This window comes from Confluentibacter citreus (genome assembly GCF_002807055.1).
Taxonomy (GTDB): domain Bacteria; phylum Bacteroidota; class Bacteroidia; order Flavobacteriales; family Flavobacteriaceae; genus Confluentibacter; species Confluentibacter citreus.
The window spans coordinates 1,078,372-1,097,305 of record NZ_NIXN01000001.1; the positions used below are offsets into that span (position 1 = coordinate 1,078,372).

Below are 18,934 nucleotides of genomic sequence, written 5' to 3' on the forward strand. Positions count from 1 at the left end.
AGTTTTTGGTTTTTTATCAAGAATAATCTTTAGTTTTTTGTGGTAACAATAAAAGTTTAAACGAGTTCATTGTGAAATTACAAGGTATTGTGTTAACATCCTTTCCCATAAACAATAAATTTAATAATTCATAAAGATTATTTGCTTTTAAAGATACATTTTTAACATGAAAATGTTTTTATTTCACGGGTAAACGAATCAATTTAAGTAAGATGGTATTAGTAGAAGTTTATTGCTAATAAAATTAAAAAGAGGTTTTACGGTTATGTTTTTGTAATTTTAATTTTGGTAAATCGTTATTTAGGGTGTACAAAACATCTCAAGGCAGAATTTTATGGGGAGTAATACAATTATAGGAGTTTTTATTGCGGTATGTGTGTATTTGATTTTTCATTTTGCTATAAAAATGATTGAAGTCGCTTATGTGTTAAAATACAGAAGGCCCTTTTATATTCATTTTTATCCTTTTTTAAGAAAACTTAATCGGCAACAAAAGCATATCCTAACAAATAATTTTCACTTTTATAATAAACTCTCCACCAAACAAAAATCTTATTTTGAACATCGAGTAGCTTCATTTATTAAGGATAAAGACTTTATAGGTAGAGATAATCTTGTTATAACAGACGAAGTAAAGGTTTTAATATCTGCTACCGCGGCCATGCTCACTTTTGGTTTTAGGGATTTTTATATTGCCCTTATTTCAAAAATAGTGGTGTATCCAAATAAATTTTATTCAAATACTAACAAGACGTATCATAAAGGAGAATTTAATCCAAAATTTCAAACCTTAGTGTTATCCTGGGAAGATTTTAAACAGGGATTTGATAAAAAAAATGATAATTTAAATTTAGGCATACATGAATTTACACATGCCATACATTTAAACAGCATTAAAGAACGCGATATTAGTTCTACTATTTTTAGTGATTCGTTTAATGAACTTTCACAGTTATTGGCTGTGGAAGAAGATTTGAGAAATAGATTGATGGCATCAAAATACTTTAGAAAATATGCCTTTACCAACCAATTTGAGTTTTTGGCCGTCGCTATAGAAAATTTTATAGAAACACCTCAGGATTTTAAGTCCGAGTTCCCAGAAATCTATGGAAAGGTAAGGCAAATGCTCAACTTTAATATTTCTGGTTATTAATCTCTTTTTTAATGGTTTTTATTTTTTAGTACATGACTTAAGTCATGATTTATTCCCTTTGTTGGTATTAATTTTAATGTATAATTAAAATCTAATAATCATGATAGGGAAAACTCCAGTTTCAGAAATAATGTCAAAAAATATTATTGCTTTAACTAGGTCTGAAGACTTAACTAGAGCCGAAATGCTTTTTAAGAAGCATAAAATAAGACATATTCCAATAGTTAAAGGAGAATCTATCATAGGTATGCTAAGCTATGCGGATTTACTTAAAATTAGCTATGCTGATACGACAAATGATGAGCATGGTATAGAGACTGTTGTTTATAATTCTTTTACCATAGAACAAGTCATGACTAAGGATGTTTTGTGTATTGACAGTAATACAACCATACAAGAAGCTACCGAAATTTTAGCGAAACGCGAGTTTCACGCATTGCCTGTTGTAGATGAATCTATTCTGGTGGGAATTGTAACAAGTACAGACCTATTAAATTATTTTTTAAAGCAATTTTAAATTAGAAGTATTTTAGTAATGGTAGTGAGTATGATTTTTATCATACTTCCTCAAAGTTTATATGCTTATATTTATAGTCAGCATTAAACTAAAAAGCATCATGATACGCAAGGTTCCAGTTTCTACAATAATGACACATAGTGTTATTTGTCTGAAAAAAGAAGACAATCTTGAAGATGCAAAATACTTATTCAAGATTCACCATATAAGGCATATACCCATTGTATATGATAGATCCATTATAGGAATGCTTAGTAAAACGGATTTGCAACGTATTGGTTTGTGGGATGATGATGAATTTGATAATAATGATTCAATACACACAGTGGTTAGGTCTAAAACAACCATAGAGGAAGTAATGACCAAAAAATTAACATGTGTTTCATCATCAACTTCGGTTAAAAAAGTAGCTGAGATTTTAGCTAAGGAAGAATTTCATGCGTTACCCATTGTTGATAATAATATTTTGATAGGCATTGTAACAACAACCGATTTAATAAATTTCCTATTGAAACAATTTTAGTAATTCGTTATCGCTTTTAATTCCTTGATGGTTTCAAGAGGATGCTCGCTTTTAAAAACAAAACTACCGGCAACTAAGATATCTGCGCCGGCATCAACAAGCATTTTTGCATTAGTGGCACTTACGCCACCATCTATTTCAATAAGTGTTGAGGCGCCTTTACGTGTAATTAAAGCTTTAAGTGTTTTTATTTTATCATATGTATTTTCAATGAAAATCTGTCCTCCAAAACCAGGGTTAACACTCATGATAAGCACAATATCTATATCGTTAATAAGATCTTCTAAAAGGTTTATGTTCGTATGCGGATTTAATGCCACACCAGCTTTCATGCCTTCAGCTTTTATGGCTTGTAACGTTCTATGCAAATGCGTACATGCTTCGTAATGAACCGTTAAATTATCAGCTCCTAATTTTTTGAAAGTGCTTATGTATTTATCTGGTTCAACTATCATTAAATGAACATCAACCGTTTTTTTTGTATGCTTGGTAATCGACTCAAGAACTGGCATGCCATAAGAGATATTAGGCACAAATACACCGTCCATCACATCAATATGAAACCAATCGGCCTCACTTTGGTTTACCATTTCTATGTCGCGTTGAAGATTGGCAAAATCTGCTGCAAGTAATGAAGGTGCGATTAGTTTAGAGCCCATTATTTAGAATTATTGGATTGTTTCTGCAAATATAGAAACTCTTTTTTGAAGTCTCTCACCTTTGGGGAGGGATTTAGGGTGGGGCTAAAAAGCGAACCCACGGTAATCAGCCGTGGGTTCTTTCATCAATCAAAAAACGAACAGTTATGTTGTAACTGTTTGTAACTATAATTTAGTCGTAATTTATGAAATTACTAACCTAAATATGTTTTTAATATTTTACTTCTAGATGTATGTTTTAATCTGCGAATTGCTTTTTCTTTAATTTGACGTACGCGTTCACGAGTTAAATCAAATGTTTCACCAATTTCCTCTAAAGTCATTGGGTGCTGGTTTCCTAAACCAAAATATAAACGAATTACGTCAGCTTCACGAGGTGTTAAAGTTTCTAAAGCACGCTCAATTTCTGTGCGTAACGATTCATGTAATAATTCTCTATCTGGGTTTGGTGATTCACCACTATTTAATACATCATATAAGTTGGAATCTTCACCTTCTACCAAAGGGGCATCCATACTTACGTGGCGACCAGAGTTTTTCATAGACTCTTTAACATCGTTAATGGTCATATCCAACTCTTTTGCAATTTCTTCAGCACTTGGCGGACGCTCATGGCTTTGCTCTAAAAACGCAAATGTTTTATTGATTTTATTGATGGAACCAATTTTGTTTAAAGGTAAACGTACTATACGTGATTGTTCAGCCAGCGCTTGAAGAATCGATTGACGAATCCACCAAACAGCATACGATATAAATTTAAAACCACGAGTTTCATCAAAACGTTGGGCCGCCTTAATTAAACCTAAATTACCTTCATTAATTAAATCGGGTAATGTTAAACCTTGGTTTTGATATTGCTTAGCTACCGATACAACGAAACGTAAATTAGCCTTAGTCAACTTTTCTAAAGCCGCTTGATCGCCAGCTTTAATGCGTTGTGCCAATTCTACTTCTTCGTCTGCGGTAATTAAGTCAACTTTTCCAATTTCTTGAAGATATTTATCTAGCGATGCGGTTTCTCTATTAGTAACCTGTTTGGTAATTTTAAGTTGTCTCATCTAAAGTTCTCCTGTATTTTTAATGAATACTATTATTCAGTGGTTATACGTATAAATAACAGATAATGTTACAGGAAATTAAATATTAATTAATTTTTGCAAGTTACGTGCTTGAATCATTCAAAATCAAAAGCATCATTATCAATAATAATGCGTTCTCGCAATCTATTTATTTTTTGAATCATACGGTTAAAAAATAAAGATCTGTCTTTTTCCCCTGCATTTACCAAAAGCTTAGAAATGCTCATTTGTTTTTCAAAAAACTCATACATGAGCTCACAGGTGGGTTGATGTTCTATTTTGAAATAGCTTATTACTGTAAACGGTGTGAAAAACACTTTTTGAAAAGGTGTTTTCACCATGATAGTGTTGCTCATGGTATGAATATCGTTAATATATAAGTTGTAGATGGCTTTATTTTCAGAACCAACTAAAGATTGCTGAATGGCTTGTTTTTCAATAAGGCGAACCACATCTTCAATGTCATTACATATTGTTAAGGCTAATTCTTTAGAGAGTGATCCAGATTCAAAGTAATAAAGTACCTGCTGTAACGATCCATTAATGGTAGTGTTGTTCCAAATTTCAGTTATATTAATGTCTTTATAAACTTGACCTAATTTAAAAGCACTTTCAAGTAAAGATTGGGGAATGTTTTTTATAAAATCCTCAAAACTGATTTTGTCTCTAGTCATGTTAGAATCTACATCCTTTAACCAAACATACATTTTATACCGAGATAAAAAAGAATCCTTTAGCGTATGAAAAAGCGGGATGTCTTTAGCTGAATAAATTATAGAAGCGCTTTTTAGTTTAGTTAAAGGATAAACACTGTTGTAAGATTGATTTAACCATACTTCTAGACCTTTAATATCATGTATCGGGGGAGACAAATCAGCAACAATAGTATTTTGGTTACCAACTTCAAATAATTGATTCAATGACATCTTATAGTGTCTGGCAAGTTTAACCCCTTCTTCTAAAGTTAAACTTGTTTTCGAATTAATGCGCCTGTAAGCCGCGTCATTACCGATATCTAATATACCTGCAATTTCATCAACAAACGACGTGTTGTTAAGTGCTTTCGACTTCAAATATTGAATAAACTGCTCTTGCATTTTTTGAAAAATTACAAGTAGGTTTTGGAAGACTTTGTGAAATTTAAGAAAAATAATCCTGATTATTAGTGTTTTATATAAAAGGTTATTAAATATTGCAAATTACATTTACAACACTAACCTATAATAATTAAACATAAAATTATGAAAGCACTAATGAAAACAATTAAACAACAAATCAGAATAACGGCATTATTATTTTTTTTTATGTCAAATATCAGTGTCAGCGCTCAAAAAGAAATAAAAAAACACAATATCTTTATTAGAGTATATAATTTGGATGGTAAAATGATCAGTAAAGGACGTATTGCTTTTCTTAATGATTCTTTTATTGGACTCAAAAAAAATAAAAATATTGAAATAAGTATACATGATATAGGGTTTATAAAAACGAAACAATCCCCTGGTAATAATATTATTATTGGAGCTGCTACGGGTGCTGCTCTAGGAGCTGTTTTAATTGCTTCTTCATCCAGCCCAAACGACTGGATTTTTCCCTATACGCCAGCTGAAGGCGGTTTAATAGGTGGGTTTTCTGGCGCCTTGGTTGGGGGAGCGTTAGGTGGAATTACGATACTTTTTAAACATTCCTCTACCTATATAATAAATGGAGATTTAGAAAAATGGCAAGTTTTTAAATCAATGATTGAAAAGCAAATTTTCAAATAATTGGTTATTTAGTTTTTTTCTTTGATGTTATAACACATTAATAATCTGTAAATTAAATGTTAAAAATGTGTTATAATTTTTTTTTGATGTAACAGGTTTTAAATTTTGTCGTCTCTTAACTATATCAATAAACAATCACTAAAATCAATTTAAAATCATTCATCATGAAAAAAACAATCATTATTTCTGCATTGGCATTATGTTTTTCTGTAGTAACATTACATGCCGAAACATCCATTAAAGCTCCAAACAGTTATCAATCATCTTCAAAAGTAAAAGTTAGCCCTTTTTGTGTTTCAATAGCTAAAGGCGATTTTGAAACTGTAAAAAAATTGGTAGAACTTGGTACCGATGTTAATCAAAAATCTGAAGGTATGACACCAGTTATGTATGCTGCTAAATACAATAGAACAGATATTTTAAAACTTTTAATAGCCAATGGAGCGGATTTAAAAGCAAAATCGGATAAAGGTATGACAGCTATGAAATATGCCGAATTACACAAAGCTGACGATGCTAAAGCTATTTTAGAAGAAGCCATGAAAAAATAAATAATTTATAATACGCATATATAAATTATTTGAGTTAGTCACTCCTTACAAACCCTGAATTTCAGGGTTTTTTTTGTATTTATCAATAGCCTCTTTAATTTTTTCTATTCTATTCTCGGGGTCGGGATGTGTGCTTTTGAATTCTGGCAACCTATTAGGTCCCGCAGCGGCTTTTAGTATTTCCATAACATCAATCATTTCTTCAGGATTGTAGCCAGATTTCAACATAAACAAAACACCTAAATCATCACTCTCCAATTCATCATCCCTTCCGTTAGTGAGAAGCGTATTTTGTCCAATACCACCAATCACATTTCCTATATCAGCTCCAACATTGCCAGCGGTAATTAAACCTTGCCAATATTCACTTTCTGCAATACGTTCGGCACTATGGCGCCCAATAACATGTCCAATTTCATGGCCTAAAACACCAGCAAGTTGACCTTCATTTTCTAATTTAGAGAATAGGGCATAGGTTATGAAAATTTGTCCGCCAGGAAGTGCAAATGCGTTAATAGTGTTGGGATCTGATAATAAATGAAATTCGTATTTATAAGGGGTGTCTCTTGCAACACTATTATTAACTAATTTATTGCCTACATTATCAACGAAAGCTTGGTATTCATTGTTAGGATACAAACCGCCATATTCTTGAGCTATTTGAGGAGCACTTTGTAAACCAATGGCAATTTCTTTATCCGCAGTCATGGATATAGTTTGCGTTCTTCCTGTATATGGGTTCACTTCTTGTTGACTACATCTTTTAAACACAAAAAATAAAGCAATGGCAACGCCGATTAATAACCTGACTTTAAAATTTCTACTTCTCATTTAATAAAAGTACAATTTTTTATGATTGGTTTATAAAGTTTTACCCATAACATAATGAATCCCAATGTCAGGAATAATAAACGAGTCTCCTTTTATGGTATAATGGTTCCTTTGATAAAAATTAACAGCAATTTTTCTGGCATTGCACCAAATCATTTTTACGCCTTGTTTTATTAAAATGGATTCTCCAAATTTTAAAATATGGTGGCCATAGCCTTGACCTTGAAATTCCTTTAGTACAGCCATGCCGCGCAATTGAAACTGATTTTTTTCTAAAAACAGGACATTGGGATTCTTCATAAATGTGGCAACCGCAATTAAGGTTTTATCAACAAATAAACCGACATGAAATGTGGTTTCAAAATCGTCCCCATCAAAAATACAAGCTTCTATTGGCTTTCCTTCACGTAAAACAGGCTGTCTTATAGACCAAGCTTCTTTTGAGGTTATTAGCCCAATTCTATAATTTGAATTTTCTAGCATTTATAATAGATAAAATGATTTTTCAAACTTAAACAAAATAAGAATGAGGTGGTGTTTTTTATGTGTTTATAAAATACTGAACTATTTAAAAAATCATTTTTCAAGAAGTTATGTTTTTTTGTTGCAAATGAAAGTGTAGTTTATATATATTTGCGGTGGAATTGCGGGAGTAGCTCAGTTGGTAGAGCGTCAGCCTTCCAAGCTGAATGTCGCCGGTTCGAACCCGGTCTCCCGCTCTAAAAGCTTCACTCAAACAGTGGGGCTTTTTTTATGTTTAATTTTGACAGTCAATAAAATTTCAGAGGGAGAAGTTTATCTTGAGCATTACTGAAAAACAAAATATATTTTGTTTTGAAAGTAGCAAACGAAGTTTGTCGAAGTGAGCCCGGTCTCCCGCTGGAAGCTTCACTTAAATGGTGAGGTTTTTTTATTTTAAGGTATTCAATTCCGTTCCAGAGACCACTTCATATGCCGTTTTATTTTGTTCAAATATTCTTGCGGTTAAATCGCCTTTTAAAATGATGGACTTGTTTTTTACATGAAGCCAACTGCCTTCCCGCAAGCCTATGACAGGTTGTGTGTTAAAATGATGGAATTCCTGTATTCTTGTTTCTCTGGTTTCGCCCATGTGCTTGCTATTGGCATCGGGGTCTAAATAATGTGGGTTGATATTAAATGGAACTAAACCAATAGCATTAAAACTTGGAGGATATACAATAGGCATGTCGTTAGTGGTTTTTATAGTTAACCCACAAATATTGCTTCCGGCACTTGTGCCTAAATAAGGGATTCCGCTAACAACGGTTTCTTTTAAGACAGGTATTAAATTATTTTTATACAATTGATGAAGTAAAACAAAGGTATTCCCACCACCCACAAAAATAGCTTCAGCATTTTTAATAGCAGTTACAGGATTTTCAAACGTGTGGATGCCTTTCACTTGTTTCTTGATTTTAAAAAAAGCTTCCGAAACTTTTTCAGTATAATCATCATGAGATATACCACTTGGTCTTGCGTAAGGAATAAATATAATTTCAGAAGCATCTTTAAACAGGGATGCTAAATCATCCAAAAGATATTCTAAATAACCGCTTCCGTGTAAAGTAGAAGTGCTGGCAATGATCATGTTTTTCATATCAATATCATGTTTTATGTAAAACTAAACAAATGTTCACTTTAACAAAAATTTATAGACAAGTTACATTTTATTTAAGATTTGAAAAACGTTCTTTATCTTTAGGAATAAATCAAAAGCTTGAAACAAAAACTACTTCTTATTTTATGTTTATTATCATCTAAATTTTTAATTGGTCAAACAATTAACAGGGTAGAAGTTCATGGGTTTATGTATGCAAATGCTAATGATATTGAAGCTGTTGCCATTTATAATAAATCTTCCAATATAGGGACTATAACAAACGAAAAAGGAGAATTTCTTTTAGAAGTTGCAGAAAACGATGTTGTTGAAATTTCTGCATTACAGTTTGAGCCCCAAAAAGTTAGTATAACAAAAGACGTTATTGAGTCTCGTGTCTTAAAAATCTATTTAGTTGAATATGTCAATCAACTAAGCGCAGTTTTATTAAGGCATGGTTTATCAGGAAGCTTAGCGGTTGATGTAGAAAATGTTGAAATCCCTCCTAAAATTGATATTGATTTAAGAAACATGCATGATCTGGAAATGTATGACGAAATGGGTCATAATGATTTTAAGGTTAAAAAAGATTTAAATGCAGTAATGAATAATCATGAATTTTATAATGGGGTTGATTTTGTAAAAATAGCGAACATGCTTTTTAAACCTAAAAAAAACGCTCACATAGAAGATAAACCCAAATTTGAAAGGCCTAAATTATTGGTAGATGTGTATTCCCGGAAATTCATTAATGACACATTTAATATTCCCATAGAGAGGATAGAGGAGTTTATTGCTTTTGTTGAAAATAATGGCTTATCTCAAGAACTATTGAATGATAAACAAGAATTTGAAAGGATTGATTTTTTGGTAAAGCAAAGTGAATTGTTCTTAAAGCAACACCATGTTAAAGAATAAACATGCTGCACTGCTTTTAATATTGCTATCCCTTCAAATAGGAATGTCACAAACTGTAGAAATTAAGGGAACTGTAGAAAGTGCTATTGGAATCGAGAATATTAATATTATAAACAAAACCACTTATAATTATGCCATAACAAATGCCAATGGTGAGTTTACAATTATGGCAAAACTTAATGACACCTTGCAATTTTCTTCCATGCTACATAAAACTAAATATGTAGTTGTAGATAAAAATTTGCTACTATTAAAAACAGTTAAGGTTGCTTTAGATGAGCATATTAACGAACTTAGAGAAGTAACTGTAGGTAATAGGCTTAGCGGAGATTTACTTAAAGACATTAAAAATATTGAAGGGAATGCACCCATTAATTTTTATGATGTTGGTGTACCAGGTTATACAGGTAAAGTGGCGACTCAAAGTGAAAGACGATTAAGCGAAGCCTCAGAATTTAGTCCAAAAGCGGGGGGATCTTTAGGAGGCGTAGGTGGGTCAATATCTGCGACAGCTCTTATAAATGCTATTTCAGGAAGAACCAAAATGCTAAAAAACAGAGTAAAACTTGAAGAAAGGGAAGCGCTCATGCAAAGCATTAAAGGGCAATTTGCTAAAGATTTTTTTGCCTCAAATCCTTTGGAAGACGATTTAAAAATGGAATTTTTTTATTTCTGTGCCGATGATGAAAATTTTATTGAGAAGTGTAAAAATGAAACTGATTTTGAAATACTGGAATTTTTAAGTATGAAATATAAACAATACTTGGATAATCTTAGTGAAAGTAAAAACTAGCATATTGTAAATGTTGGTAAAATCAATCAAATTATTCTTAGGGAATTACAATGCCAAAAAGTAAACACATTGGACAACTTTTAATATTATTATCGTTCCAAATAGGAATGTCACAATCTGTTGAAATTAAAGGAACTGTAGAAAGCACTACTGGAATTGAGAATATTAATATTATAAACAAAACCACCTATAATTATGCCATAACAAATGCTAATGGTGAGTTTGCAATTATGGCAAAACTTAATGACACTTTACAATTTTCGTCCATGTTGCACAAAACAAAATATGTGGTTATAGATAATAATATGCTATTATTAAAAACAATTAAGGTTGTTTTAGATGAACATATTAATGAGCTTAGAGAAGTGACTTTAGGTAATAGACTTAGTGGTGATTTACTAAAGGATATTAATAATATTGAAGGCGAGCCACCTATTAATTTTTATGATTTGGGTATACCGGGTTATACAGGTAAAATAGCAACGCAAAGTGAACGTGTAATGAACGAGGCTACAACAGGTCCTGGTGGTCAAAAGTTAAAATGGTATTCACCTTTAACAGGAACAATACCTTTAAACCCAATAATAAATGGACTTTCTGGTAGAACCAAGATTCTAAAAAACAGAGTAAAACTTGAAGAGAGAGAAACCTTGATGCAAAATATAAAAGGGAGATTGGGTAAAGATTTTTTTGCATCTAATCCTTTGGATGAGCACTTAAGAATGGAGTTTTTTTATTTCTGTGCAGATGATGAAAATTTTATTGATGTATGTATAAATCAAAATGATTTTGAGATTTTAAAATTTTTAAAAATGAAATACAAACAGTATCTTGAGAATAAAAGTGGCACAGAAGATTAATAGTTTTGTATAATTTTTAGGAACGTTGAAAAGAAGTAAATTTGCAAATAATTTATAAAGATGAAGTTTGTAAAAATCTCAATTTTGCTGCTTATTTTATCCGTTTCTGCATTTACTACGATTCATAAATTTTATGTAAGTGTGACACAAATAGAATATATAAAAGAGAAACAATCGGTTCAGATAATCTCAAGGATTTTTATGGATGATTTTGAAAATCTGTTAAGACAACGCTATGATAAAACTATAGACTTAAATGATGCTGATAACGCTATGGTTAATGATGCTTACATTAAAAAATATTTAGCCGAAAAGATTAAAATTAAAATCAACGGAAAGGATGTAGATTTTAATTTCATTGGAAAAGAAACTGATTTAGATGTAGTAAAGGTTTATTTGGAAATAGAAGGAATAAAAGATATCCATTCTTTTCAAATTACCAATAAGGTTTTATTCGATTTATTTGATGAACAACAGAATATGGTTAAGCTAAAAATAAATGCGTTGTTTAAGAATTATCTATTAACCTCCCAAAATGATAATGCCATGTTAAATTTCAATTAATTGGTTGGAAGATTTTTTTAAAATTATTACTTTGCCTGACTTTTAACTAATAATAATTCAACCAATTTGCTTAAATGCAAATTATTCATCAATATTAAATTTAGACCATAATGAAAAAATTGCTGTATTATACTTCAATACTGTTCTTTATAGCGACTGGTATTTTTGCCCAAGAACAACGGAAAACCGAACGAAAACCCGGACATACAAATACAAATAAGTTTCGGCAGTTAGATGAAGAATTTGCGTCTCCAAATCAATTCAGAACGGCATCAGGGGCGCCAGGCCCTGCATATTACCAACAACAGGCCGACTATAAAATGGATATTGTTTTAGACGATAAAAATACTAAACTATCAGGTTTTGAAACTATTACCTATACAAATAATTCCCCCGACGAACTGAAATATCTTTGGGTTCAATTAGACCAAAATAAGAGGTCAAAAAACTCTCAAACCCCTTTAATTGAATCAACTGGCTTCGATCCTTATATTTTTCCAGACAAATTTGTTGAAAATTATTTGAAAGATCCGTTTGATGGCGGCTTTAATATTGAAGAGGTTAAAGATACTAATGGAACAGCTTTAAAATATATGGTAAATAATACCATGATGCGAGTTGAATTGCCCAAACCTATGAAAACCGGGGATAAATTTTCATTTAATGTGAAATGGTGGTATAACATAAATGATCATGTGCCTTTAAGAGACCGTTCGGGCTATGAATACTTTCCAAAAGATGGTAATAGGGTTTATGTAATAGGTCAGTTTTATCCAAGAATGGCAGTATATAACGATGTTGAAGGTTGGCAAAACATGCAGTTTTTTGGTAATGATGAATTTGCTTTGCCTTTTGGGAATTTTGAGGTAAACATTACGGTGCCTGCCGACCATATTTTGGACGGTACAGGGGTATTGATGAATAGAAAGGATGTCTTTTCTAAAACCATGATGGAGCGTTACGAGCAAGCTAAGAAATCTTATGATGAACCTATTTTAATTGTCACTCAAAAAGAAGCTGAAGCAGCTGAAAAAAGTTTTTCTACAGAAACAAAAACATGGAAATTATATGCAGAAAATGTTCGTGATTTTGCCTTTGCTACTTCTAGAAAATTTGTTTACGATATGATGGCCGTTAAAATAGGAGATAAAGATGTCATGGCGGTATCCATGTACCCGAAAGAAGGTAATCCTCTTTGGGGAGATTGGTCAACCAAGGTTGTGGCCAGTACTTTAAAGACTTATTCTAATATGACGTTTGATTACCCATACCACAAGGCGATATCGGTGCATGCCCATAACCAAGGCATGGAGTATCCCATGATTTGTTGGAACCATGGTAGACCAAATGAAGACGGTACCTATAGCGACCGTGTGAAGTATGGTATGTTTGGGGTCATTGTACATGAAATTGGCCATAATTTTTTCCCTATGATTGTTAATAGTGATGAGCGAAGATGGGCTTGGATGGATGAAGGACTTAATACCTTTCTTGAATATCTGGCCCAACAGGAGTTTGGGAAAAATTATCCTTCCGCCCTGTCGCCCCAACACAAAAATTTCCCTTCAGATGCTGGTCCGGCACCTTTAATTATTCCTTATATGTCTGGAGACCAAGATTTCATAAATCCAATTATGTCTAAGGGGCAGAATATAGCAACAAGAGAACTCGGTAATAATGCTTATTATAAGCCAGCAACCGCTCTTAACATTTTAAGGGAAACGGTTATGGGACACGAACTTTTTGATTATGCTTTTAAGGAATATGCCAATCGATGGAAATTTAAACACCCAACTCCAGAAGATTTTTTCCGTACTATGGAAGATGCTTCTGCCCTAGATTTAGATTGGTACTGGCGTGGTTGGTTCTACACAACCGATTGGGTAGATATTGGCATAAAAGATGTGAAAAAATATTATGTGTCCTCAAAACCTAATAAGTATATGAGGGATTATATGAAAGAAAGAGGTCTTTTAGAAAGTGATTTACGCCCTCTGGTCTATTTGGTTGAAGAAGGAAGCGAAGATTATACTGATGCTCTTAAAAATGGTTCTCTAACCGATAATTCAAAGGCACTTAATGATTATTTAACAAATAATTTTACTCGAGAAGAACTCAGCAAGTTAAAAGCACCTAAATATTTTTATAATGTAACTTTTGAGAAACCTGGAGGTTTGGTGATGCCTATTATTGTTGAGTATAAATATGTTGATGGAACTTCAAAAATGGAAACCTATCCTGCTGAAGTTTGGAGACTCAATGATAAAGAAGTTAATAAAGCAATAGCATCCGATAAAGAAATTATTAGCATTATTATAGATCCCAATTTAGAAACCGCTGATATTGATACGTCAAACAATTCATGGCCCAAACAGGTCCAAGAAAGTGATTTCGATGCATTTAAAGAGAAGGTAGGAAGTTAGTTTTGTATTACCTATTTATTTTATAAAATCTTGTTTGTTAATGTTTTTATTAATAAACAAGATTTTTTTTATTGTGTTGTTGCAACTTCATATATTTGTAACGTGATATTACAACCTACATTATTATTTATTAGCGGTGGCGAAATAGCATTTATACTATTTATCGCCATTATGGTTTTTGGTGCCGATAAGTTACCTGAAATCGCGCGAGGTCTTGGTAAAGGCATGCGTGTTCTTAAAGACGCTACCAACGACATTAAACATGAAATAACCAAAACCGCTGAAAGAAATGGTATTGATACCAATATCACTACCGATATCACCAAAGAGCTTAATGAAGCTAAAGAGAATCTAGATGATTTTACAGGTTCAGTAAAGCGAAAGCTTTAAATTAGTTTTATTTTTCTTCCCATTTATAGCGCCGTTCATCTATTAAACTTTTTTAAGGGACGTTTTAACGACTTTTTTTAAACCTGTTTGTAAAATAAAATACTTTGGTAATCCCAAATCTAATTTTGCAAATAAATGAAAACTAATCTACTAATCTGTTTTCTATCCATTACTTCGTTGACCTTTGGTCAAAGGGATAGAGAAATTATCAAACAAATTGATAGTATAAACTCCACTGCTTTAATTTATTACGATAATAATGATATTGTAAAATCTTTTAATGGTTTTAATAAAGCAAAAGCTTTATCAGAAACCATTAAGGATGATTATGGGAATGCCATTGCAAATTATAGTTTGGGCAATATTTATATTTTGATGCAAAATGATAATGCAGCAGAAAATTGCTATAAGGCTATGTTGAAATCTGCAAAGTATGCCAAGGATGATCATTTAATTGCTAATGCTTACATAAGTTTAGGGAAGCTGTATAAAAGTAATAACGCATTTGAAAATGCTATTTCATACTTTGAAAATGCATTAAAATATGGTTTAAATATTGTTAACGACAATGAAAAGCAACAAATACAAGCTTTTTTATTTGATGTTAGAATCAATTTAAGTGAGGCATATATAAATAATAATCAGTTAGCACAAGCATTGATTAGTTTGCTGAAGATTGAAGAGAATTTAAAAAGCAATACAGCAAGCACTTATTCTAATGGGTATTTCAATTACATATACGGACTTTATTTTGTTAAGCAAGATTTATATAATAATGCAAATTCAAGATTTAAAGAAGCCATAACGTTTTTGGAAGAAGACAATAAAAATCTAAAACTTTTAAGTAAAGCCTACGAGGAGTTGTCTTTGTCGTCAGCTAAATCGGGAAATAATGAAGATGCTTACATAGCTTTATTAAAACATAATAATTATAGAGATAGGTTTTTAAACGAAGAGGAATTAAAAAAAGATTTAGTTACTAAATCCAAATTTCTTATTGAAGATTATAAAAACAATGCGCATCTTGCTAATATTGAAAAATTAGAGCAACAACAAGCAAATAATAAGATTAAAATGGTAAACCTTATTATTTCCATAACATTATTATTGTTGTTCGCTTCATTAATTACATTATATGTAAGTTACACTTCCAAAAGAAAACTAAGCAAAACTCTGGAGATACGTAATATGGAGTTGGAAAGAACCAAAGAACAAGCTCTGAAATCCTCTGAATTGAAATCAAAATTTATTTCTAATGTATCACACGAATTAAGAACCCCTCTGTACGGTGTCGTGGGCATCACATCACTTTTGCTTAGCAATAATAATTTAAGTTATAGAGATACTAAATTGTTGAAATCTTTAAAATATTCGGGGGACTATCTTTTAAATCTAATAAACGATATTTTACAAGTAAGTAAAATGGAAAACCAAAAAGTAGAATTGAAAAATATATCCGTCAATGTAAAAGATCTGTTGGAAAGTATAGCGAATACGTTTGAATACAGGCTTCAAGAAACCAATAACAAAATTAAAATCTACATTGATAGCTATGTGCCAGAATATATTAAATGTGACAGTGTTAGGTTATCCCAGGTTTTAATTAATTTAATTGGTAACAGCGTAAAATTTACCGAAAGTGGCACTATTAATTTAAGAGCGAGATTAATGAGTTTGGATAATAACCAGGTTGGATTGCGTTTTGAAGTAGAAGATGATGGTATAGGCATACCTGAAGAAAAGTTTAAAACCATATTTAATAACTTCTCACAATTGGAAGACGAAAGCAATTTTAATTATCAAGGTACTGGTCTTGGGCTTTCCATAACGAAAAAATTAATTGAATTGTTTGAAAGTAAAATTGAACTTGAAAGTGAGGTGGGTAAAGGATCGAAATTTAGCTTTAACGTGAATTTTGAAATAGATAATAGTAGAACAAATGCTATTTCTGATTCTGATAATAAACAAAACAACATCATTTCTGGAAGTAAAAAGTACAGAATTTTAGTTGCAGAAGACAATAAAATAAACCAGATTGTAACAAAAAACTTGCTAAATAAAGAGGGCTATTTATGTACCATAGCTAATAATGGACTGGAAGCCATTGAGCAAATAAAAAATAATAATTTCGACCTTATTTTAATGGACATCAATATGCCTTTAATGAATGGAAATGAGGCTACTATGGCCATTAGAAAATTTAATGATACCATCCCTGTTATCGCGTTAACGGCCGCAGACATTGAAGAGGTGAAAGAAGATCATAAAAATATAGGTTATGATGATATAATTACCAAGCCATTTGATAATTATGAGTTTTATCAAATTATTTCAGCCAATATTAATAAACAGAGAGACATTACTAAATTTATCAAGGCTTCTTAAAAGGTGTTATAGCGTTACTTTCCTACTTATGGTTAAACCATCTCTTATAGGCAAAATAACCGTTTCTATACGTTTGTCTTCTTTTAAAAGTGTATTGTATTCTAATAACGCTTTGGTTGATGTGTCATCTTTTTTAATAGGTTCAATGACTTTGCCGCTCCATAAAACATTATCAGATAATAATATGCCTCCAATGTTCAGTTTGTCAATAATGACATTAAAATAGTTTGGGTAATTGTCCTTGTCGGCATCAATAAAAATCAAATCAAATGTTTTATTCAATTTTGGTATAATTTCCAAGGCGTTTCCTAAATGCTGAAAAATTTGTTTTCCGTAATTGGATTTATCAAAATATTTCCTTTGAAAATCAATTAACTCTTCATTAATATCTATAGTATGTAATTCTCCTGAAGTTTGTATGCCCTCAGCTAAACATAAAGCGGAATAACCCGTATAAGTGCCAATTTCTAAAATGTTTTTCGGATTTACCAATTTAGAAATGATACTAAGCAATCTCCCTTGATAATGCCCACTTAGCATGCGTGGTTGCAATATTTTTTGATAGGTTTCCCTACTAAGTTGTTGTAATAGTTCTGGTTCGTCTTCAGAATGTTTTACAACATAATCATCTAATGCTTCTGGGATGAAATACATATTTTAAAGACTTTTTGTTCTGCCGCCATCAACAGGCAAGTTAATACCGTTTATGTAATTGGCGGCTTCACTTGCTAAAAAAACAACAGCATTTGCAATTTCTTCAGGTGTTGCAAATCGTTTTGCTGGCGAGTAGTTTTTCATTGCTGTAGTCATTTCTTCAATGGAAATGCCTTCATTTTTTGCCTTTATTTTTATTATTTCAGCAATGCGTTCGGTATCGGTAAAACCAGGAAGCACATTGTTTACCGTAATTCCCAAAGCTCCAACTTCACTAGATAGGGTTTTACTCCAATTACCAACGGCTGCTCTTATAGTATTGCTAACACCAAGTCCGGGAATGGGTTCCTTAACAGAAGTTGAAATGATATTTATGATTCTGCCAAAGCCTTCCGTTTTCATAAAAGGTATAAGTGCTTGAGCCAATAAATGGTTGCACTTTATATGTTGAGTAAAGGCATTTTCAAATTCTGAAATCGAAGCATCCAAAATAGCACCACTTTTAGGGCCACCGGTATTATTGACTAAAATATGAAATCCATGGTTTTTTTGAATGAATGAAACCACTTTGGAATGTAAATCTTCCGGATTTGAAAAGTCTGCTACAATATAAGTATGATTTTCTGGATTCGGCAATTCCGATAAAACTTGCTTTAATTTTTCTTCATTTCGAGCTGCCAAAGTAACATGGACACCTTCAAAAGCTAATGCTATTGCTGTAGCTTTTCCGATGCCTTGTGTGCTTCCGCAAACTAAAGCATACTTATTTTTTAAGTTTAAATTCATAATTTTGTTTACAACAAAAATAAGAAATGGTCAGTAGAATTTACCTTTACTTCCATATTCATTTTTTGTATATTTATTTAAATTTTTAAAAATGGACAAAATCAAAGAATACTCAAACGGGGAAGTTACCATAACTTGGGAGCCAGAGAAATGTATACATTCTGCAATTTGTGCCAAAGGATTACCAATGGTATTTAAACCTAGGGAACGCCCTTGGATTACTATAGATGCTGCGTCAACCGAAGCCTTGGTGAATCAAATAAAGCTATGCCCTTCTGGTGCGTTGGGTTATTATATGAATGGAGAAGTTCATAAAGAAGCGGAGCATTTGTAATCAGATTAGAGTATTGGAAATGGTGCTTAAATGATTTAAAACAAGCTTTAGTGCGATATTTATAGGTTGAAAAAGAAAAGCTCTTTAACTATAGGTTAAAGAGCTTTTAAATATATATAGACGCTTAAAG

21 protein-coding genes and 1 tRNA gene are annotated in these 18,934 nt (G+C 31.8%); 14 read left to right on the plus strand and 8 right to left on the minus strand.

The genetic code is table 11. The annotated features are described in order from the left end of the window. Nucleotides 1-334: 334 nt before the first annotated feature. The 3 genes from CDH49_RS04690 to CDH49_RS04700 all read left to right on the plus strand — a co-directional run bounded on the left by CDH49_RS04690 (nucleotide 335) and on the right by CDH49_RS04700 (nucleotide 2,193). Nucleotides 335-1,153, plus strand: coding sequence for a zinc-dependent peptidase (locus CDH49_RS04690; RefSeq protein WP_100614218.1), 819 nt, complete (start codon nucleotides 335-337; stop codon nucleotides 1,151-1,153). A 130-nt stretch (nucleotides 1,154-1,283) separates the two neighbouring features. Beyond that, entirely contained in the window at nucleotides 1,284-1,670 is a 387-nt protein-coding gene (locus tag CDH49_RS04695; RefSeq protein WP_317044378.1) for a CBS domain-containing protein, read from the plus strand. 100 nt (nucleotides 1,671-1,770) lie between these two features. Next, on the plus strand, nucleotides 1,771-2,193 hold the full coding sequence (locus CDH49_RS04700) for a CBS domain-containing protein (RefSeq protein ID WP_100614220.1): 423 nt from the start codon (nucleotides 1,771-1,773) through the stop codon (nucleotides 2,191-2,193). Here the strand turns inward: CDH49_RS04700 and rpe are convergent. The 3 genes from rpe to CDH49_RS04715 all read right to left on the minus strand — a co-directional run bounded on the left by rpe (nucleotide 2,190) and on the right by CDH49_RS04715 (nucleotide 5,028). Beyond that, entirely contained in the window at nucleotides 2,190-2,852 is a 663-nt protein-coding gene (rpe, locus tag CDH49_RS04705; RefSeq protein WP_100614221.1) for a ribulose-phosphate 3-epimerase, read from the minus strand. The two genes, CDH49_RS04700 and rpe, sit on opposite strands and share 4 nt — an antisense overlap. Before the next feature lie 194 nt (nucleotides 2,853-3,046). Continuing rightward, nucleotides 3,047-3,910, minus strand: a complete 864-nt coding sequence (locus CDH49_RS04710; protein ID WP_100610046.1) for a sigma-70 family RNA polymerase sigma factor — start codon at nucleotides 3,908-3,910, stop codon at nucleotides 3,047-3,049. Between the two features lie 116 nt (nucleotides 3,911-4,026). Then, nucleotides 4,027-5,028, minus strand: coding sequence for a hypothetical protein (locus CDH49_RS04715; protein WP_100614222.1), 1,002 nt, complete (start codon nucleotides 5,026-5,028; stop codon nucleotides 4,027-4,029). A gap of 144 nt (nucleotides 5,029-5,172) precedes the next feature. Here CDH49_RS04715 and CDH49_RS04720 point away from each other — a divergent pair, with 144 nt between their 5' ends. After that, nucleotides 5,173-5,697, plus strand: a complete 525-nt coding sequence (locus tag CDH49_RS04720) for a hypothetical protein (RefSeq protein WP_100614223.1) — start codon at nucleotides 5,173-5,175, stop codon at nucleotides 5,695-5,697. A gap of 164 nt (nucleotides 5,698-5,861) precedes the next feature. Next, entirely contained in the window at nucleotides 5,862-6,248 is a 387-nt protein-coding gene (locus CDH49_RS04725; protein ID WP_100614224.1) for an ankyrin repeat domain-containing protein, read from the plus strand. 45 nt (nucleotides 6,249-6,293) lie between these two features. On the opposite strand, the gene CDH49_RS04730 is transcribed toward CDH49_RS04725, so the two are convergent. Together CDH49_RS04730 and CDH49_RS04735 are read right to left on the minus strand one after the other, a co-directional pair. Next, nucleotides 6,294-7,079, minus strand: coding sequence for a M48 family metalloprotease (locus tag CDH49_RS04730; protein ID WP_100614225.1), 786 nt, complete (start codon nucleotides 7,077-7,079; stop codon nucleotides 6,294-6,296). Between the two features lie 30 nt (nucleotides 7,080-7,109). Beyond that, nucleotides 7,110-7,562 carry a GNAT family N-acetyltransferase gene (locus tag CDH49_RS04735; protein ID WP_100614226.1) on the minus strand — a complete coding sequence of 151 codons (453 nt, stop codon included), beginning with the start codon at nucleotides 7,560-7,562 and terminating at the stop codon, nucleotides 7,110-7,112. A gap of 163 nt (nucleotides 7,563-7,725) precedes the next feature. Here CDH49_RS04735 and CDH49_RS04740 point away from each other — a divergent pair. After that, nucleotides 7,726-7,798: transfer RNA gene (locus tag CDH49_RS04740), tRNA-Gly, on the plus strand. A gap of 191 nt (nucleotides 7,799-7,989) precedes the next feature. On the opposite strand, the gene pepE is transcribed toward CDH49_RS04740, so the two are convergent. After that, a complete protein-coding gene (gene pepE, locus CDH49_RS04745) occupies nucleotides 7,990-8,697 on the minus strand; it encodes a dipeptidase PepE (protein WP_100614227.1) in 708 nt (235 codons plus the stop codon). 120 nt (nucleotides 8,698-8,817) lie between these two features. Here pepE and CDH49_RS04750 point away from each other — a divergent pair, with 120 nt between their 5' ends. The 7 genes from CDH49_RS04750 to CDH49_RS04780 all read left to right on the plus strand — a co-directional run bounded on the left by CDH49_RS04750 (nucleotide 8,818) and on the right by CDH49_RS04780 (nucleotide 17,030). Next, nucleotides 8,818-9,615 (plus strand): peptidase associated/transthyretin-like domain-containing protein, encoded by a 798-nt coding sequence (locus CDH49_RS04750; RefSeq protein ID WP_100614228.1) that lies wholly within the window; start codon nucleotides 8,818-8,820, stop codon nucleotides 9,613-9,615. Then, nucleotides 9,602-10,408, plus strand: a complete 807-nt coding sequence (locus CDH49_RS04755) for a peptidase associated/transthyretin-like domain-containing protein (RefSeq protein ID WP_100614229.1) — start codon at nucleotides 9,602-9,604, stop codon at nucleotides 10,406-10,408. The genes CDH49_RS04750 and CDH49_RS04755 overlap by 14 nt, the downstream gene beginning before the upstream one ends. Before the next feature lie 50 nt (nucleotides 10,409-10,458). Continuing rightward, on the plus strand, nucleotides 10,459-11,268 hold the full coding sequence (locus tag CDH49_RS04760; RefSeq protein ID WP_100614230.1) for a peptidase associated/transthyretin-like domain-containing protein: 810 nt from the start codon (nucleotides 10,459-10,461) through the stop codon (nucleotides 11,266-11,268). Between the two features lie 60 nt (nucleotides 11,269-11,328). Beyond that, on the plus strand, nucleotides 11,329-11,832 hold the full coding sequence (locus CDH49_RS04765) for a DUF6702 family protein (RefSeq protein WP_100614231.1): 504 nt from the start codon (nucleotides 11,329-11,331) through the stop codon (nucleotides 11,830-11,832). 110 nt (nucleotides 11,833-11,942) lie between these two features. Continuing rightward, a complete protein-coding gene (locus CDH49_RS04770; RefSeq protein WP_100614232.1) occupies nucleotides 11,943-14,255 on the plus strand; it encodes a M1 family metallopeptidase in 2,313 nt (770 codons plus the stop codon). 102 nt (nucleotides 14,256-14,357) lie between these two features. Further along, complete coding sequence (locus tag CDH49_RS04775; protein ID WP_100614496.1) at nucleotides 14,358-14,645, plus strand: Sec-independent protein translocase subunit TatA/TatB; 288 nt, start codon at nucleotides 14,358-14,360, stop codon at nucleotides 14,643-14,645. Between the two features lie 135 nt (nucleotides 14,646-14,780). Next, on the plus strand, nucleotides 14,781-17,030 hold the full coding sequence (locus CDH49_RS04780; RefSeq protein WP_100614233.1) for a tetratricopeptide repeat-containing hybrid sensor histidine kinase/response regulator: 2,250 nt from the start codon (nucleotides 14,781-14,783) through the stop codon (nucleotides 17,028-17,030). A gap of 6 nt (nucleotides 17,031-17,036) precedes the next feature. Here the strand turns inward: CDH49_RS04780 and CDH49_RS04785 are convergent, their stop codons facing one another. Beyond that, nucleotides 17,037-17,684: an O-methyltransferase gene (locus CDH49_RS04785; protein ID WP_100614234.1), complete on the minus strand. Its 648-nt coding sequence runs from the start codon at nucleotides 17,682-17,684 to the stop codon at nucleotides 17,037-17,039. A gap of 3 nt (nucleotides 17,685-17,687) precedes the next feature. Beyond that, on the minus strand, nucleotides 17,688-18,470 hold the full coding sequence (locus CDH49_RS04790; RefSeq protein WP_100614235.1) for an SDR family oxidoreductase: 783 nt from the start codon (nucleotides 18,468-18,470) through the stop codon (nucleotides 17,688-17,690). Between the two features lie 91 nt (nucleotides 18,471-18,561). Between CDH49_RS04790 and CDH49_RS04795 the strand changes: the two genes are divergently transcribed. Then, nucleotides 18,562-18,804, plus strand: a complete 243-nt coding sequence (locus tag CDH49_RS04795; RefSeq protein ID WP_100614236.1) for a (4Fe-4S)-binding protein — start codon at nucleotides 18,562-18,564, stop codon at nucleotides 18,802-18,804. The last annotated feature ends 130 nt before the right edge of the window (nucleotides 18,805-18,934 follow it).

Coding starts and splice junctions, on each gene's coding strand:
- CDH49_RS04770 (WP_100614232.1), top strand. CDS start 11,943: ATGAAAAAATTGCTGTATTATACTTCAATACTGTTCTTTATAGCGACT.
- CDH49_RS04780 (WP_100614233.1), top strand. CDS start 14,781: ATGAAAACTAATCTACTAATCTGTTTTCTATCCATTACTTCGTTGACC.
- CDH49_RS04785 (WP_100614234.1), bottom strand. CDS start 17,684: ATGTATTTCATCCCAGAAGCATTAGATGATTATGTTGTAAAACATTCT.
- CDH49_RS04690 (WP_100614218.1), top strand. CDS start 335: ATGGGGAGTAATACAATTATAGGAGTTTTTATTGCGGTATGTGTGTAT.
- CDH49_RS04720 (WP_100614223.1), top strand. CDS start 5,173: ATGAAAGCACTAATGAAAACAATTAAACAACAAATCAGAATAACGGCA.
- CDH49_RS04755 (WP_100614229.1), top strand. CDS start 9,602: ATGTTAAAGAATAAACATGCTGCACTGCTTTTAATATTGCTATCCCTT.
- CDH49_RS04735 (WP_100614226.1), bottom strand. CDS start 7,562: ATGCTAGAAAATTCAAATTATAGAATTGGGCTAATAACCTCAAAAGAA.
- CDH49_RS04730 (WP_100614225.1), bottom strand. CDS start 7,079: ATGAGAAGTAGAAATTTTAAAGTCAGGTTATTAATCGGCGTTGCCATT.
- pepE (WP_100614227.1), bottom strand. CDS start 8,697: ATGAAAAACATGATCATTGCCAGCACTTCTACTTTACACGGAAGCGGT.
- rpe (WP_100614221.1), bottom strand. CDS start 2,852: ATGGGCTCTAAACTAATCGCACCTTCATTACTTGCAGCAGATTTTGCC.
- CDH49_RS04700 (WP_100614220.1), top strand. CDS start 1,771: ATGATACGCAAGGTTCCAGTTTCTACAATAATGACACATAGTGTTATT.
- CDH49_RS04725 (WP_100614224.1), top strand. CDS start 5,862: ATGAAAAAAACAATCATTATTTCTGCATTGGCATTATGTTTTTCTGTA.
- CDH49_RS04695 (WP_317044378.1), top strand. CDS start 1,284: ATGTCAAAAAATATTATTGCTTTAACTAGGTCTGAAGACTTAACTAGA.
- CDH49_RS04765 (WP_100614231.1), top strand. CDS start 11,329: ATGAAGTTTGTAAAAATCTCAATTTTGCTGCTTATTTTATCCGTTTCT.
- CDH49_RS04710 (WP_100610046.1), bottom strand. CDS start 3,910: ATGAGACAACTTAAAATTACCAAACAGGTTACTAATAGAGAAACCGCA.
- CDH49_RS04760 (WP_100614230.1), top strand. CDS start 10,459: ATGCCAAAAAGTAAACACATTGGACAACTTTTAATATTATTATCGTTC.
- CDH49_RS04795 (WP_100614236.1), top strand. CDS start 18,562: ATGGACAAAATCAAAGAATACTCAAACGGGGAAGTTACCATAACTTGG.
- CDH49_RS04715 (WP_100614222.1), bottom strand. CDS start 5,028: ATGCAAGAGCAGTTTATTCAATATTTGAAGTCGAAAGCACTTAACAAC.
- CDH49_RS04790 (WP_100614235.1), bottom strand. CDS start 18,470: ATGAATTTAAACTTAAAAAATAAGTATGCTTTAGTTTGCGGAAGCACA.